This window comes from Streptomyces sp. NPDC002690 (assembly GCF_053592415.1).
Window position 1 is genome coordinate 20,584 of sequence record NZ_JBSFVR010000033.1, and the last position, 16,790, is coordinate 37,373.

9 protein-coding genes (1 of these 9 running past the window's edge) are annotated in these 16,790 nt (G+C 69.5%); all 9 read right to left on the reverse strand.

The window, feature by feature from the left end; genetic code table 11:
* On the reverse strand, positions 1 to 9,172 hold part of the coding region annotated (locus ACWD3D_RS07425) for a WXG100-like domain-containing protein (RefSeq protein WP_451459961.1) (this coding region is incomplete at its 3' end). Its footprint begins 20,583 nt before the window's first position; 9,172 of 29,755 annotated nt are visible.
* A 6-nt stretch (positions 9,173 to 9,178) separates the two neighbouring features.
* On the reverse strand, positions 9,179 to 9,508 hold the full coding sequence (locus ACWD3D_RS07430; protein WP_451459962.1) for a hypothetical protein: 330 nt from the start codon (positions 9,506 to 9,508) through the stop codon (positions 9,179 to 9,181).
* A gap of 2 nt (positions 9,509 to 9,510) precedes the next feature.
* On the reverse strand, positions 9,511 to 10,023 hold the full coding sequence (locus tag ACWD3D_RS07435) for a YbaB/EbfC family nucleoid-associated protein (RefSeq protein WP_451459963.1): 513 nt from the start codon (positions 10,021 to 10,023) through the stop codon (positions 9,511 to 9,513).
* Positions 10,024 to 10,043: 20 nt separating this feature from the next.
* Positions 10,044 to 12,704 carry an AAWKG family protein gene (locus ACWD3D_RS07440; RefSeq protein WP_451459964.1) on the reverse strand — a complete coding sequence of 887 codons (2,661 nt, stop codon included), beginning with the start codon at positions 12,702 to 12,704 and terminating at the stop codon, positions 10,044 to 10,046.
* A 162-nt stretch (positions 12,705 to 12,866) separates the two neighbouring features.
* Positions 12,867 to 13,340, reverse strand: coding sequence for a type VII secretion system-associated protein (locus tag ACWD3D_RS07445; protein WP_451459965.1), 474 nt, complete (start codon positions 13,338 to 13,340; stop codon positions 12,867 to 12,869).
* Between the two features lie 228 nt (positions 13,341 to 13,568).
* Positions 13,569 to 13,880, reverse strand: coding sequence for a WXG100 family type VII secretion target (locus tag ACWD3D_RS07450; protein WP_451459966.1), 312 nt, complete (start codon positions 13,878 to 13,880; stop codon positions 13,569 to 13,571).
* 58 nt (positions 13,881 to 13,938) lie between these two features.
* Positions 13,939 to 14,283 (reverse strand): hypothetical protein, encoded by a 345-nt coding sequence (locus ACWD3D_RS07455; protein WP_451459967.1) that lies wholly within the window; start codon positions 14,281 to 14,283, stop codon positions 13,939 to 13,941.
* Between the two features lie 244 nt (positions 14,284 to 14,527).
* Positions 14,528 to 15,988 (reverse strand): type VII secretion protein EccB, encoded by a 1,461-nt coding sequence (gene eccB, locus ACWD3D_RS07460; RefSeq protein ID WP_451459968.1) that lies wholly within the window; start codon positions 15,986 to 15,988, stop codon positions 14,528 to 14,530.
* 44 nt (positions 15,989 to 16,032) lie between these two features.
* The coding region (eccD, locus tag ACWD3D_RS07465; protein ID WP_451459969.1) for a type VII secretion integral membrane protein EccD at positions 16,033 to 16,790 on the reverse strand (758 nt) is incomplete at its 5' end.

The window sequence follows — 16,790 nt, forward strand, 5'->3', positions numbered from 1 at the left end:
CGCGCCCCGCGTGCCAGAGAGCCCATGCTTCGGTCCCGAGCCGGTTCTGCGTCTCCACGCTGGGCCGGCTGAACGCATCGCCGTCCGGAACGCCGTCCGGAACGCCGTTCTCGTGCTGCGTCGTTGCACGGTCGGGCTCGGAGGGTCCGGCACCGTCGGCCGCGGGGGTCCGCTCCGGCATCGGCCACATCGCCTCCGTGGTGCCGGCGGGAAGAGCCGCGCCGTGTGCCAGGGTGGGCGCCCAGTGCTCGGTTCCCGGGCCGGCGTCGAGCCGCACCAGGGTGACTTCCTGCCGGGAATCGGTCGGCCGCTCGTCACTCGACAGCGAAAAGGTCCTGATCCGAGCTTCCTGCGCCGCCGTCCACCGCACCACACGCAGGGGCACGTCGTACATCCGCGCCACGAGTTCGGGGACGAGGTCACCGTAGGACGCGTTCCAGGCGCCCGGCGTCCGCACGAAGTCGATCAGAGCGGTCCGCCGCTGCTCGGGGGACCTGCCGCGCGGAGGCATCGCCAAGAGCGTCATGTCCAGGTGGTCCCAGACGCCCTCGACCACCGAGCGCTGCACTTCCAGGTAGGCGGCGAGCCGTTCGCGCAGCTGGGTGGCGGTCCGGACGGGCTCGCCCCCGGGGCGGGACCCCAACCCCGCCGTGAGGATGAAGGAGTTGAAGAAGCAGTCACCGTCCCCCGCGACCTCGCCGACCCGCAGGTGGGACCCCAGAGCGGCCCGCACCTCGGTCAGGCCCTCGCCGACCGACGGCCCCGTGCCGCCGGCGCGTGCCGGGGAAGGCCCCTCCGGATCCTCCTGGTGGTCTCCCCCGGGCGCCGCGTCCTCGTCGGAGGCTCCGCCCCGCAGCCGTACGGCGGGCTGGGGACCGGTCGCCGCGGTGGGCGGGGTCGTGCCGTGGGTGTCCAGCGCCCGTCGGAGGCGGTCCCGCTGGTCGGCGGAGAGGGTGATCTTGCCCAGCTCCCGCTCCAGCACCCCCTTGTACGGCGTCGGGTCGACGTGCGAGGTGAACACGAGGACCTCGGCCCGGTCCGGACGCACCCGCGGGCGAACGGCGACCGGGTCGTGGTCGGTGAGGGTGAGCAGCGCCCCGCCGTACACGTGGACGGTCGTCGCGTCGATGAAGGCGATGGTCTGGTCGGGCGCGAGGAACGACCGGGCGAGGACGCCCGTCGCGGGACCGGGCCGCTCCTGTGCGGCCTCGTGGAACCGGCGCTCGGCGGCCTGGGGGGTGGTGGACAGTGCGACGAAGGCGGTTTCCCCGACGCCGTCCGCTCGGGGGAAGTCCGCCTCGCCCAGCGGGAGCAGGGTGACCGGCTCGCCCGCGTACCCGGTCCTGGGCTGCGGCAGGCCGTGCATGTGGAAGATCGACAGTCCGCCACCGACGAACTTGGTGACCTGCTCCGCCACCTCGGGACTGACCGTGCCGCCGTGGATCTGGCTGTTGCTGATGAACACGGTGCCACCGGCTCCGCCGTCCATGGTGAACCAGTGGAAGCCGTCTTCCTCGGCCATCGGCCGCCGCAGATCGCCGAGCAGGATGCCGTGCGGGGAGTACGAGTTCTGCGAGGAGGCCGGCACCGGCGGCTCCTCGGTCGTCGCCAGCCAGGGCGGCAGTTCGTCGGTCAGCCGCCAGGTGCCGTAGTCCAGCCCGAGTCGCCACGAAAGCTGCCGGGCCGCTCGTGCCCCTTCAAGGCCGTACTCGGCGGCGATCAGGTGCTGGAACGATTCCAGCAGGGCGTTCTGGGCGACGATGGTGTCCATGGGCCGCGCGTCCCGCGCCGGACGCTGGTGGTCGACTCTCACCCGCAGCCGCGCCCAGGAGAGCGCGTCGCCGCGCTGCTTCTCCGTGAATCCGGCCAACCGCTCGCGGGCGTCCGCCGCGGCCTTGGTGTCCGACGCGGTAAGGCTCGTGGCAGGGTCCTCGGCCGAGCTCCAGGAGTGCCGCACACCGGAACGCAGCGCCTTGCGGAAGTCGGAGGATCCGAGAAGGCCGAGCTTCAGGGTGTAGGCCAGAGCGGCGGCGTCCGAAGGTGCCGAAGAGCGCAGCTCCTCGTAGTGCGCTCTGGCCGGATCGCTGCCCAGCATCGCCGTGAGCAGTCCGCGGGTGAAGTGGTCGGCGTCGTGGAACGACGGATTGTAGGGGGCGGCGAGGTGCTCCAGGGCGTACCCGTGGCCCGACAGGAGCTGTTCGGCGTTGACCGGGTAGCTCTGGAGGACCTCGACGTCCTGGTCGTGGATCAGGTCGCCGGGTTCGACGAACAGTCCGCCGTCCCTGTTCTCCAGGCGCGTCAGGCCCGGGGCCGGGCGGTCGGCCCCGAACCGGAACCCGATCGCCTCCGGGTTGCCCGGAAGCTGCACGGCGACCGACGTCCGGCCGTCGGGCCGGGCCATCACGATGACCTCCGCCGCCAGGACGGTACGGTCGACGGCGTCCACCCCGTAGATCCGCAGCGGCTCCAGCGCGTGCACGACCATCAGTTCGACGTGCGAGTAGTGATGCCTGGCTGTGCCGTACCTGGTCCCCAGGACGCGCGACAGGTCCAGTGCCGCCGCTTCTCCCTCCTGGCCGCGGCGTTCGGCGACCAGGGCCGTCAGGTCCGACCACATGGTCAGCTGGCGGCGCTGGGTCGGGGTGGGCAGAAGGGTGGTCACCACGGGACGCTGATGATCGATCGACAGGCGGTCCGCCGCCCAGCGGACGTGTTCCGCGCGTCCCGGACGTCGCAGCCACTCCCTGGCACTCGTGGCGTCCGCCTTGTCGGCGGCGGTGAGTTGCAGAGTCTTCGGGTTGTCGATCCAGTCCCGGTGCTGTCCGACGCGCATGCGCTTGATGAGGGAGTTGGGCGCGTTGAGTCCGAGTTCCGCCACCTTCTCGCCGGTCGCCGCCCGGAGGAATCCCAGGGCGAAGACGACGCAGTTGTAGTTCTGGAGGTGGTAGTTCCGCTCCGCGTTCTCCTCCGCGTACCGGTACGCCGCCGCCAGCTGATCGGCGTCGATCCGGTAGGAGCCCAGGACCTCGGCGCCCGGGTCGTGGAAGGCGTTCGGTCCCTCGGCGGTGACGCCTCCGGCCGCCCTTCCGGTCACGACGTGCGCGTTCAGAATCCGTTCGGTGGTCCGGAAACCGAAGCTGACCGGCAGGTCGCGCCCCGGCAGCCTCACCGAGACGAACGCGTGACCGGTGCTCGCCGTCCTGACCATCTGGACGAACCCGGCCTTGCCCGGGAAGGCCATCAGGACGACTTCCACGTCCCGGGCACGGCGATCGGTGGCGTTCGCCGCGTACGACCGAAGCGGCTCCATCAGGGTACGGAAGGACTGCGGCGGAGCGGTGGGCGATCCCGTCCCGTCGGCTGGAGGCACGGTCGGCGCGTCGGTGTCGGTGTCGGTGTCGTCGACGTCGGCGTCGGCGTCGGCGGTGGCGCCGTGCGCGGGGTCGAAGGGGGCTGCGGCGGCAGCCCGTGTGGTCGGCGGCGTGCGGGAATCGTGCGTCGGGTCGTGATCGTCATGGTCGTCGTTATGGTCGCCGTTGTCGTCGTCGGAGGTCAGCTCCACGACGGAGAGGTCGTCGAAGTCGTACGACTCGTCGTGCTCTTCGGGCTCCTCGACGAGGGGAACGACCTCTTCGACTTCCGGGCCCTCGTCGACTTCCGGGACCTCGTCGACTTCCGGGCCCTCGTCGACCTCGGGGACCGGGTCCGCCGGCCGCTCCCGCGCGAGGGTGTCGCCGTCGAAATGCCCCTTTTCCAGACCGGTACGGATGTCCCGCATCAGCTCGTCGAGGGAGAGTTCCACCCTGCTCGGCCCGGCGATCGGCTCTTCCTCGGGCGTCACGACCGTATCCGCCGGTTCCCTGCCGGCTCCACCGGGCAGCCCCGTGGTCCTGCGTGTCCCGTAGCGCCTGGCCAACTCCAGCGAGAGCGCAAGCGTCCGTCCGGAGCCTTCCGTGAGCCGGCTGTGGGTCACCAGGGTGACGAACGCGTCGATCAGCTCGCGTCGCTCAGCTGCGCCCGGATGGGCGGCGTCCATGAACCAGGTGTGGTCGGCGGACACCTGAACACGTGACCAGAGCTCCGCCCGCGCCCGCTCCTCCGAGCCCGCGGAGCGCAGGAACTCCTCCGCCGTGTCCAGGGCCGCGCGGTCCTCGCCGGTCAGCCTCGCCGAACCCACCCGGGCGGCCCCCGCGTCCGCCGGGACGGGGACCGCGTCGTCCGCGGCGGTGATGCCCGCCGACCGCGCTCGCTCCAGAGCCGCTTGGACGTCCCGCCGGGTGCCCCGCAGCGCCGTCTGCGCGAGGACCACCACATGCTGGTCCGTCTCGGACAACCGGCCGAAGTCGTCGATGTTGGCGTCGAGCCGTGCGACGAAGCCGCCCACCCGCTCCGGGGTCCCGCCCAACGCGAGATACGCCTCGGTCGCCGCGGTGAGTATCCGCGCCGGAGGACGCCGGTCGGCGGTCGTCTTGCCCCAGACGCGCTCGAACGAACGGAGGGCTCCGGGGTGCCGCTGCCCCTTGTCGGCCTTGCTCACGATCGGAGCGGACCTCCGCAAGCCGAACGCCGCCCGCAGGGCGGCCAGGTCCGGCGTACCGGCTTCGCCGCGCGCCACCCCGTTGAACAGGTCGCCCGTGCTTTCCCGGTCGGCCTTGGGCTCCGACGCCTTCTGTGGGAAGACGGGGTGGGCGCGCCGAAGGCCGGGAGCGAATGCGCCGGGGACGCGGGCAGGTCCCGTAACCCGGTAGGGCGAGTAGGTCGCCAGCTGGCTCTCCAGCCATCCTGCGAGCTCTGAGACGCGCCCCCCCTTGGCCTGCCGGAGATTCGTGAGGAGCGACTCCATCCCGTTCACCATGGCGTCGTCCGTGTTGGCCATCGCGACATAGGGCTGCCAGGCACCTCCCTGAGGAGCCTGGTTCCGTCCGTAAGGGTCCCCCGCCCGAACCCGGTGGCTGCCCCAGGACCTCAGAACGCCGGCCACCAGTCGTGCGCGGTGGTCGAGGCCCCGCCATCTGTCGAAGCCCGCCACCTGCTGATAGGCATGGCCCAGCGCAGCGAACTCCGGTTCGTAATGCAGGCCCTCTCCGCGGAAAATCTCGGACACACGTCGTTGCAGGAACTGCATCTGCGGTTCGCTGAGAGGCGGAGCGGCCGGTGCGGACCGGTTCCCGTCGGAACCACCGAGTGTCGTGTAGAGCCGCTCCACACGTCCGGACGTCTCGGCATCGAACGAGCGCCCCAGAAGCCTGGCCAATCCGTATTCCGCCACGAACTCGTGAGGATCGGCCAGGGCGTACGAGCTGACCTCCGACACGGCTTCGATGTCGTCGTCGTCGAAGGTGGTCGACAGGATGTCCACGTAACGGCTGGGCCCGTTGTTGTAGTGGAGCCAGTGCATCAACTCGTGGAGAGTCGTGCCCAGACCGGATTCCTCCATCATGTCGTCGACACCGTCTTGTACGGAATCCTGTGCTCCGGGGGAACGCGGAGCCACGGTGAGAGCACTCATGAACATCGAGCCCGGTGCCTGGAACGTCGCCCGGCTTCCCTCGACGATGCCCAGCGAAGCCGACTCCGATCGGATGCGGAGTTCGTCGCCACGCTGCGATCGACGGACCTGGAGATGACGGTGGTACTGCGGCAGATGAACCGTCAGGGTCGAAGGCAGTCGATGACCTGCCTCCCGCAGCATCCCGAGGCTGCGGCGGACAAGAGCCATACGGGGCGCGGCAGAGGGGTCGCTCTGTGCGTAATGGAAATCGACCTCGACATTCGACACATTTTCTACGGTTGTCGTCGTCGCCGCAGTGTTCCTGGCGGGGGAAAGGGTCCGCGGGTTGAGATAGTGATGCAGATCCGGATGGGCGTGGACGTAACTCCGGGCGATCTGGCGCAGGGTCGCGAAATCCGCGTTTCGAGCGTCGACGCCCGCACTCCGCAGGGTCTGCACCATCCCACGGGCCATCGCACCTCTGAGATTGGCCAGATAGGAAACCAGCTCGGGGTAGTCGGCGCTGTATCGGGGCGCCAGCCGGTCCAGAGCCTCGTAGTCGAGATTCCCGTCGTAAGTGATCCCTGCCGTACTCTGAATTTCCGCCAGTGATCCGTCGGCCATACCCCGGGCGCCACTCAGCCAACGCTGCACGGCAAACTGACTCAGCTCACCCCGGGGTGTCCGCGAGTATTCGGTGAAGTACGGATAACTTCCTTGCCGGATCGCCTCGTCGGGCTCGTCCAGCCGGCCGATCGCGTCCTCCAGTTCGGGGGCGATCGACGCATACGCCTCCACCGGGTCGTCCCAGCTGTACACGCCGGGGACCCGAAGGCCGAGTACCCGCATGCGCTCCGCCTGGTCCGGCCGTGGCCTGAGCCGCCCTTCCTGGACCTGCGCGATCCACCCCTGAGTCGCCGCCGTGGCCGAGCGCATGTCACGGCGGGCCGCGTACAGTCCGCTGATCTCGCGCAGCGCGGCATCCAGGTCGTGGACCTCGCCGCGCCGCTCCGAGGGACCGCGGAACATGTTCACCGTCACGTCGTCGTCGGCGTGGTGGAGAAGATGAGCCTTGCCCGACACGTCTGCGGAGACATCCGTGTCCACACCCGCGACGGGAAGGCCGGCGATCCACTGGCGGATCTCTTCCGGAGACCGCGGCAGCCTTCCTTCGAGGGATGCCTTGCCCACCGGCTCCTTCGTTCCCGGGCCGTCGTCGGTCTCCACCAGCGTGTCACCGGACTCCGAGTCCGAGTCGAAGACCGTGTCGGAGTCGTCGGACGAGGCGTCGTCGGTGTTCTGGGTGTCGGGGCCGGAGGCCGGGGCGGCCGGCACCCCGGAGACCAAGGTCCGGGCGTCGTGCAGCGTGGCGCCGGTGTCCTGGTCCGCGTCCGTCGCCCCGTCCGTCACCCCGGAGCCGGACACGGTGGCCATCGGAACGGGCGCGGCGTCCTCGTCGTACGACGAAGCGGGTGAGGTCGTGGGGAGGGGCTCGGCGGGGCGCGCGTCCGGCTCGGCTTCCCGCTCTCGCTCCTTCCGGTCCTTCGCACGATCCGCCGCGCCGGGCAGCACGACGCCGGTGGTGAGCGGAAGGCCCGAGACCGTGGGCGTCGGGGTGGGGGCCGGCGAGGTGGTCTCACCCGCTGAGGTGAGGGCGTCCGGCCGGGAGTCCTCGGGCGTGCCGGGGTCGCCGGTGGTGGTGGCGTCGGCCGTCGCGTCGGAATCGGTCGTCCCGGCGGAGACCGTGGTGTTGTCCTGTACGCCCTCGCCCTCGCGGGCGTCGTCGGCCCTCGGCCGGTCCTGGCCTGTGGGGGTGGTCGGGCCGTGGGCGGCGGCGCCGGCACCCACCGTGGCGGGGGCGCCGCCCTGGACCGTGCCGGATGGCTGCGTCGTGCCTGTGCCGGTGGCCGGAGCCGTGCCGGGAGCCGAGGTGGTGGCGGCCGGGCCCGTGACCGAAACCGGCCCGGGGGTCGCGGCGGCGACGGTCGACGTCTGGCCGTCGGTGCCGTCCGCAGTTGCCGCAGGCCCCTCGCCGGTGACGGAATCCTCCTCACCGCCCTGGGCGGCGGCGGACGGGTCGTGGGACACCGCGTCGCCCTGCGCGATGGCCGGGTCCTGGGAGTTGGTCGCCGCCTGGGCCGGTCCGGTGCCCGGGGTCGCCGAAGCGGCGCCCGGAACGGTGCCGGCGCCTTGGACGGGCTGCGTCGGCGCGTCCACATCCGCGTCCGTGTCCGCCTCGGCCGGAGGTTGGGTCTGGTTCTGGGACTGGGTCGGGGTGTCCGGGGACTGGGTCTGCACCGGGCCCTTGCCCGGAGTGCTCCCACCGCTCCCCGGCACGGTGGCCGGACCGGCATCGTGGCCCGCGCCCGCAACCGCTCCCGACCCCTCCCCCGCCCCGGACAGGGACGGGGTGTTCACGGTGGGGGGCTGGGAGACGGTGGGGAAGCCGGACGGGGCGGCAGCACCGCTCAGCCCGTCGGGCTGGAAGGCGACCGGACCCGGCTGCCCCCCTCCCACGGTGGGGACCTGGGAGCCCTGGACCGCATACTCGGCGGCGACTTCGGTGCCCGCACCCTTGGCCGGGTTCGTACGCAGCCATTCCGAGGCGTTGTTGGGGGTGACGTCGGTCTTCCGGGGAAAGACGAAATCGCGCAGCCCCAGGGCCGCCTTCTGGACCCCGGTGAAGATCAGCGCGGTGTTCAGGCCGCTGATGACGGCGCCGTGGAAGGTCGAGAAGCTGAACCCCTGCTGGTAGACGGCCGCCTCGGCGAACGTCTCGGCCGCGCCCTCGCCGAGCGCGTCGAAGCCCCGGTCGGCGGTGTTGGACGCGAACTTCCCTCCGCCCGAGAGCGGGCCGTCGGATGCCAGGTTCTTCGCCCCGTGCGTGGCGGCGCCACTGCCCGGAACGGTGTTCAGGCCTGGCATCTTGTCCTTGTCGGCGAACTTCTTGCCGAACCCGTCGCCGATGTCGAACTTGTTCTTGAACAGCCCGTTGAAGAGGTTCTTTCCGCCGTGGATGAGGTGGTCGAAAACCGATGTGAGACCACCGGTGATGCCGCTGAGCACGACGTCCTTCATGTCGATGCCGTGCGGTTTACGGCCGGGCGCCGCCGTCAGGATCAGGGCCAGTCTCGCGGCGAGCGTGGTGAACGCCTCTTCCAGCGCCTCGCTCAGGGTCGGCAGCAGATGGAAGCGCTTGGCGAAGATCTCCAGGATCACCAGGATCCGGGCACGTGTACGCAGCTTGGCTTCCGCCGCCTCGCCCGCCGTGGCGCCGCCGGTGAAGAACGACACCACGGCGAGGAACAGCAACTCAGCAGCGAGGATGGCCAGTTCGATCAGCAGGCTGATCTTCGTCTCGGCGATGCTGATGGAGGTCTTCACCCGGCCGTCGGAGATCTCGTCCATCTGGTCGGCGAACTCGGTGACGTGGTTCTTGCCCCCGTCGTCGGTCACCACCCGCACGCCGCGGACATACTTGTCGGCGGTGTCGGCCGGCAACACCTTGGCGGCGTAGCCGACCGACTCCATGAGCAGCTCGCCCAGTTTGCGGATTTTGTTCGAGAGCTTTTTGAACGCCTCATGACTCATGTAGGCGTAGTCCTCATTGGCCTGCGGCAAGCGTTCGCCCATGAGGGCGAAGAACAGGTCGTTGAGCCAGTTGGGGACCAGGATGGCCATGCGGGGTCAGTGCCTGCCGAGCTTGGAGTCGTGGATCGCCTCGTAGGCGTCGTCCTGGGCGTCGCCGATGATGGAGCCGTGCAGGTCCAGCACGTCGGCCATCGCTCCGATGACTTCCAGCAGGGACGTGGCGGTCTCGTCGGTGCCCTCGCGCTCCCTCTCGTCCCTCAGTCCCAGTTCCCTTGCCATGGCGTCGTCACGACCGACCCACCCGGCGCTCCGGGCGGCGTCCTCACGGAACTGCCGCACGCCGTTGTGCACGGTCTCCATGATCTCTGCCTGGATTCTCGCCGCCCGCTGGATGTCCGCGAGGCTGGCGGAGAAGACGTCTGCCACGGTTACTGGTCCTCCCCGTCCTCGTGGATCTCGTCCCGCAGCGACTGACGGCCCCTGCGCGCGGGCGTCTCCGCCGGCTCCTCCAGCACTCCGGGCCCGAAGATGTCGGCCCAGTCGATGTCGAAGCCCTTCATGGGCGACATGCCAAGGCGCGGTTCGGTGAAGGGCTGCATCGTCCGCATCACGTGCCGTGACATCGCGTCCCGCGCCTGGGACGCGGCTTCCAGCACGGATGCGGCGAGCTCGGTGGAGCTCATGGAGCGGTACTTGTTGTCGAGGAACCTCAGGTCGGTCAACTGTCCCTGCGATCCCACCGTGGCTTCCACCACGCGGTCGCGGGAGCGCACCACGTAGGTGGCTTCGCGCAGTTCTTCCTTGGCGTCGGTCAGACCGGCGGTCACGGTGTCCAGTTCGGCCAGGGTCTCGGCGAGACGCTGGCTGAGAGCCTCCGTGTAGGGGTTCGACGCGACGCTCGCGTCGGGGGCGTCGAACGCTCCCTGCTGACTCCGTGTCACCCTGTCCTTCTCCGTCCCGCTCATCCGATCACCGCCGGCGTGCCGCCTTCCTCGGTGCCCCACACGTCCTCGTCCTCGTCCACCCAGTTGGTGCGCTGCCGGTCCCCGCTCTCCGTGGACTGGCCGCCCTGCATGCCCCCCATCGGGGCACCGCCGCCCATGGGGGAACTGCTCGTCTGGCTGCCGTTCCGTCGGAACGGCATGTCCTCCCCGTCGATGGTCGGTGCGACGGACCCGTTGCGGCGCAGCGCTGACAGATTGCTGGTGTCGTTCAGCGACGTGCGCACACGTTCCCCGTTGGTGCCGCCTCCTCCCGCGCCACCCGCTCCGGCTCCTCCGCCACCGAAACCGGGGTTGAGAGGTGTACCGCCTCCGGACGCCGTCGATCCCTGTGTGTTCGACAAGGCACTGTCGTAGGCTCCTGTGTTTCCGCCCAGCGTACCTCCTGTGAAAGGTGTGCTGTCGTACTCCAGGTAGTCGGTGTCCGTGTCGTCGTTGAGGTATGTGTTACCGGTGTCGAAGGGGTCGTTGTTCAGCTGAGACGTTCCGCCGTTCACCGGGAGGCCGGTGCCGTTGCTCGTCGGGCCCGGGATGTCGATCGGCTTGTTCAGCTGGGTCGTGGTCGTGTGGCCGTCCGGGTCGGTGGTGTGCAGAGTCCCGTCGGCGGGGTCGAACACCGTCGTGGTGCCGTCCGGGTTGTGGGTGGTGAGTGTGCCGTCCGGATTGAGCGTGAGGTGTCCGCCGTCGGGGGTGGTGATCGGGTCACCGGGGTTGAGCTGCGTGGTGGTGGTGTGCCCGTCCGGGTCTGTCGTCACGAACTGACCGGTGTCGGGGTCGTAGGCCGTCGTGGTGCCGTCCGGGTATGTCTGCACCAGGTTTCCGTCGTCGTCGAGGCGGGGGCCGTCGTCGACGAGCGAACCGGGGTTGAGGTTGAGCGGGGAGGTGTTGCCGGTGGTGGTGTTTCCGCCGCTCAGGCTGGGGATCAACGACGAGAGGTTGTTGAGGGGCAGCGTGGTGCCCGAGTTCGACGTCCCGGTGGGGTCCGTTCCGCCGAGGTCGGTGAGCGCGTTGTCCAGGCCGGTGTTCAGCGGCGACGTCGTGCCGTCGAGGCTCAGCCCGCCGCCGGGGTTGAGGCTCTGGCTGAAGCTGTCGCCCAGACCACTGAGACCGTTGGTCAGGCCGTCGTTGAGGCTGTCCCCGAGCCCGCTCATACTGCTGTTGAGCTGCTTCTGGTTGTTGTTGGAGTCGACGAGGTTGTTGTTGAGGTTGTCGAACAGGCCCTCGGTGTTCTTGTTGGAGTCGGAGAGGTTGTCGTTGAGCTTCTGCCATGCCTCCTGACTGTTCTTGTTCGCGTCGTCGAGAGACTTCTTGGCGGCCTCCTTCTCGCTCTTCGTCTCCTCTTTCTCGTAGTTCTCCGAGAGGCTCCCCTGGTGCTTGGTCGTGACTTCCTGGGCCAGTCCCTCGGAAACGGTGCTCCAGCCGGCTCCGAGGTTGGAGAGTGATTTCTTCGCAGCCGCGACGAGGTAGCCCTCGACGTTGTTGTTCCAGCGCTGGACCGCTCTTTCGCCGATCACCTTCCAGGCATTGATGTCGTCGAGCGCGCCGAACCCCGGGTTGTCGGTGAACCCGGCCGCGGTGCTGAACGTCCTGTTGTTGCTGTTGCTGTTGCTGTATCCCCAGAGGTCCTCGTCGTTGTCGGCGCCCTTGGTGTAGTGGCTGTTGAGGAAGTCCGGGTCGGACACGAGGACGTACGGAACGTTGTTCTGCATGATCCAGCGGCTGAGCTCGTCCAGCTCTTCCAGCAGTGCCCGATAGGGGTCGTGCTCGCCGGAGTTGGCCCAGTTGAGCCAGGCGCCTTGCATGACCTTGGCCTCGAAGTCGAACTCCCACTGGGCCTGGAAGAGCCTGTCGGAGTAGTTCGACGCGGGCACGTGACCGCCGAGCATGGTGTGGCCGGAGTTGTATTCGGGCCCGCCCATCTGATCGACGTAGTTCTCGTAGTTCTCGTGCAGCGTCTGGAAGAGGTTGCGCACCACGTCGGCGGACTCACCCTTCCACGCGGCCTTGTCACCCCCCAGCTGCTTCTCCCATTCGGCCAGTTGCTTCACCTGGGTCCTGAAGAACCCGGCGGCCCGGTCGAAGGCTTCCGCCGTCCGGTCGAACGATGTCAGGTCGACGGCTTCGGCATCGGCGACGCTCACGCCGCCGTAGGAGAAGTGCGTGGTCCGGTGGTCGTTGACCAGGGTGTTGAGGACGACTTTCGGTGCCGTGACGTAGCGCCAGAGGTCGTTGTCGTCCCACTCCTCGCCGTCCTTGCCCTTGGCGGTGCCGCCTTCCCGCGTCGCCCCCGGGTCCAGCAGGTGACTGGCGCCGTCCGAGTCCGTGATGGGCCTGATGAACGTGATGTCCGCGGTGAAGAGTCTGACGTCGTCCGCGCCGTGGTGCGTGTAGAAGGCGAGCCGGTAGTCCTCTCCGTGCGACGCGTGCCATCCGGAGGAAGCGGAGTAGTCGTTCTTGTCCACGGCGCGGTTCAGGTGCTCCACCAGGTGCACGCGCATGAGCGGGATTCCGTCTTTGCTCTTCAGCTTGTCGAAAACGGCCTTGCGGCTCGGCATCGAGTAGCCGGTGTAGAGGCTGACCGCCTGGGCCCAGTAGTCGTCGGCATCGGCCTGAGTGGCCATGGGCGAGCTCCGCTGTCGAAGGGGGGAGGGTACGGACGGGGAGAGGGCGCGCCGCCCCGGACCGGGCGGCTTCGGCCGGATGCCGCACGGGCCCCCGCGCGGATCCCCCGTCCGGAGAACTCGGCGCGTTCGGGCAGCGGCCCTCAGTCGGTGAGCGTGGTCTCAGTCGGTGAGCGTGGTCTTGGTGCTCGACGACGGGCTCATGTCGCCGTCGACGTCCTCGAAGATGTCGAGCAGCTTCTGAGCGTTGATCTCGGTGAGGTTGTCACCCAGCGTGTTCCCCATGATCTTCAGGGTCTCTCTGAAGTCCCTGTCGATGTCCTTGAACAGGCGCTGCTGCGCGTCCAGGATCCCGTCGATGGACGTGGCCGACTTGGTGGTGGCCTCGATGAGACTCTTGCCGTGCGTGAGTTGGTCCCCGGCCATCGGCCCGAGTGCCAGGAACTGGTTCTGTTGCAGTGTCTCAGGGGTGGTGGCACCGTCGATCAGGCTCTTGAGGGCCCTGCCGGGCGGGCGGCCGTCGCTCGAATCGGTCTTGTCCCTGCGGATGTTCTCCGTCTGCGTCACGAAGTCCTTGAGCTCCGTGTCGATGAACGTCTGGAGCGACTTCCCGTCGAGCTGCGTCAGGTTTCCCATGGGATCTCCGATGGTCGTTACGGCGTGCTTCGGGCGCCCTGCCCGAGCCTCGCGGGGCCGACCCCGCGTACGGTCGCGGGCCTCCCCGCGCGCGGGCGGGCGGACCCGGGAACCGGGGGCCCCGGCGCCCGGGTGCCGGCCTCACGAGTTCTGGCCGGCAGGCACCGGACGCCCCGTCACCGACGCGCTGGACGGCCGGCCCCGGTGCGGTTCCGGTTCGGGGGGAGGTCAGTGTTCCCAGATGCTCGCGAGCTTCTTCTCCGTGTCGGAGTAGTGGCCCTTGATCCGTTCCAGCAGGGCCCTGTTGACGTCCAGCAGGCGCTGTGCTCCGCTCATGGCCTCGTCCCACCGCTTCTGGGCCGCGTCGTAGGCGGACGCGTCGGAGCCGTACCAGGAATCCCGCAGAGGCTTGAGGTCCGCCTCCAAGGATTCGATGGTCTTCCTGATCGCGGCGTTCTGGGACTCCAGGTCGGCAGCGGCGTTCTCCATGTGGTCGTAACTCACATAGATGTAACCATCACCCAGGGTGTCTTCCGGCATGGTGAACTCTCTTTCCTCGAAGTGGGCGGGCTGGACCGCGACCGCGGCTCAGCCGGGCTCAGGCAGTACCGGTCAGCTGGTCGAAGACCGACTCGGACTGCTTGTACGCGGCGTTGATCTCCTCACGGGAGGAGCCCTGCGCCTTCTGGTGTTCCGAGAGGCTGGTGTTGAGCTTGTCGATCATGCCTTCCAGATTGCGCAGGATGGTGTCGACCTTTCCCTCCCATTCGCGGATCAGCTCGCCGAACGCGGCGCCGTCCTCGGCCCGGTAACCCGAGGCAAGGTGGTGGCGCGTGGCCTCGACGTCCTGACGGCTTCTGAAGATGCCGCTGAACGCCATCTCCAGTGCCTGGATGCCGTTGCGCGTCGCATGTTCACTTGACTGCTGGCCGTTTCCTGCCATGTCCAGCCTTTCGGTTGCTTCGCCGAGGAGATTCGTGCCCGTCTCGACGCTCGATACGTGGTTCGTGCCGGGGGTGCCACATGTCGATCACCACGGCTGCACGGCACATGTTCGCTGCTCACCTTCGTGCCTCGGTGATCGAATCGACGGCCGGACCCGACCGGACACCTACCGTACCGCTTCAGATATGTCCGCAAGGATGGTATCCGGATGAACACGTGTGCATTCTCGTGGCGGGGGTCCACTACCCGAGCGGCGCGCACCGCGCCGGTGCGGCCGGTCGGGCGGCTCCGGTCGCGACGTCGGGATCGAGTTCCGGCCCCGTCGACAGCATCATGAGCAACGGCGAGGGCAGGGAGGTCACTTGGCCTTCGTCGTAGCCGAGCGCTCCGAGCGCCTCGGCGGAGGGAACCCGGTACTTGATGCCCGTGTCGTCGACCAGGTAGGTGGTGGTGCCCACCGTGGTGCCACCGGCGCCCAGCGCGCGTACCAGGGCGGCGTGGCCGGGACGTACCACCACGTCGTCCACCGGCAGGCAGGCGGGCGAGGCGTCCCGCGACGGCTGGGCGACGGGGGCCAGACCGGCCGTCTCCGCGAGCAGGGTGGTCACCTTCGTGCCGTCGGGGCTCGGTTCGACGCCCACGCACGCGGACTGGTCCGCCTCGGCCCGCACGGGCTTCGGCGGCGCGGCGGGCAGTCCCTCGGCTGCCGGTGAGCGGCCCTCCGCCCCCGGTGCGAGGTGCTGCTTCAGCGCGTCGGCACCGAGCGGCAGTGCGCGGGGTGCATGTCCCCCGTACGCCTCGTCGCGGGTCCGGTGGTCGCCGAGCACCAGGGCTGCCTGCGTGTCGGTCAGCGGCACCATGCCTTCCGTGCGCAGCAGGTAGTAGGGGTGTTCCTCGGAGCCGGGAACCTGGGTCTGGAACACCTGGCCCGTGACGCTCGCGGTGCCGTCGAGCGACGGTCCGGCGGTGCCGCGGTCGGACACCTCGGGCGCCGCGACGTCGGGGCCGGCGACCAGGGCGTCGAGGAAGGCCGCAGAGACCGGACGGGGCGTCACGGAGCCGTAGCCGAGCGACACGGCGGCGCCCGACTTCTTGTCCAGGCGCAGTCTGCTGCCCTGCCAGACCAGATAGGACGTGTGGTCGGGGCCGCTGACGACGAGCACCTGTCCGGAGCCCAGCCCGGTGTTCCGTACAGGGGCGCCGACCACCAGTGTGGTGTGCGGGGCGGAGGCGGTGGCCCCCGCGGTGGAGCAGACGAGCCAGGCGCCCCGGTCGAGTCCGCCCGCCGGGGGAACGGCTTCGGGAGCACCCGGTATGCCGATGGGGAGCCCCACCGGGGTGCCCTGGAGGGACGCGGTGGCCACGGTGGAGCCCGCGAGGTCGCTGCCGCCGATCAGCCGGGCGGAGGCGTAGTTGCGTACCGGCCTGAGCCGGCCGTCGACGTAGAGGTAGCGGGCGCCGGTCTCCTTGTTGATGACGAGCGTTCCGTTCGCCTTCCAGGAGGTTTTGCCCCCGGGCGAGATCAGTCCGAACACCACGGTGCCGGCGGATATCAGTACGGCGATGAGCACACCTATGAACACGCCTCTGGTGGTCCGGCCGAGGGGGGTGTCCGGGGCGTCGGGCTCGGCGAGGAGCATGCCGGCGGTCAGCCTGCTCATGATGAAGCTGTGTGCCTGGACCTGGTCGCGCTTTGACTGCATGTCGGCCTACCTCGCGGCTCTCTTCGAAATCGGCATGGTCGCGGTCAGCCGGAGATCGCGCGCAGCTCGCCGAACACGCCGACGGCCCAGAGCGTGAGCGGCAGCAGGCTGACGGCCAGCGTGGACTGCAGCAGTTCGGCGGCGCGGCCCCAGTAGGGGAGCATCCGGCGCCCCGGAACGGTCCAGGTGACGACGGCGAGTACGGCGGTGAGGCCCAGCAGGGCGGCGACGTACACCGGCCGGTCGCCGGGGGCGAGGTGCGCTCCGGCGCCCGCCAGGATCAGGGCGGCGCCCAGAGCGCCGGGGACCACCAGGACCAGCCGCTGCCACACGTTGACCATGCCCCGCCCGTGCAGCAGCAGGATCGCGGACATGACGACGACGATCAGCGCCTCGGGAACGTTCGGCCGCCGGACCAGGGGAATCAGGCAGCCCGCGCAGATCACTCCGATCGAGCCGTAGAGCGCGATCATCCAGCCGCCGGCCAGCTCCGTCCGGATGCCCACCTCCGCGCTGTCGTACGGGTCGATGCCCTCCTGGAGCTGCCCTGGGTTGTTCGGCAGCGGCGGCATCCGCATGCCGGCCAGTTTGAACGCGACGGCCGGGACGAACCCTCCGACGGCCACCAGGGACGCGGCGACCGCGCAGGCGGCCTTGTCCACCGGCACGTCGAAGACGCTCATCATCGCCCCGGAGACCGACGAGGCCACACAGACGACGGCGGCGGAGAGGAAGAGCGGCGTCCGGACGGCGGACACGGCGAGCGCGAGGACCGCGCCGCCGGCTCCGGCCGCGCCCGCGG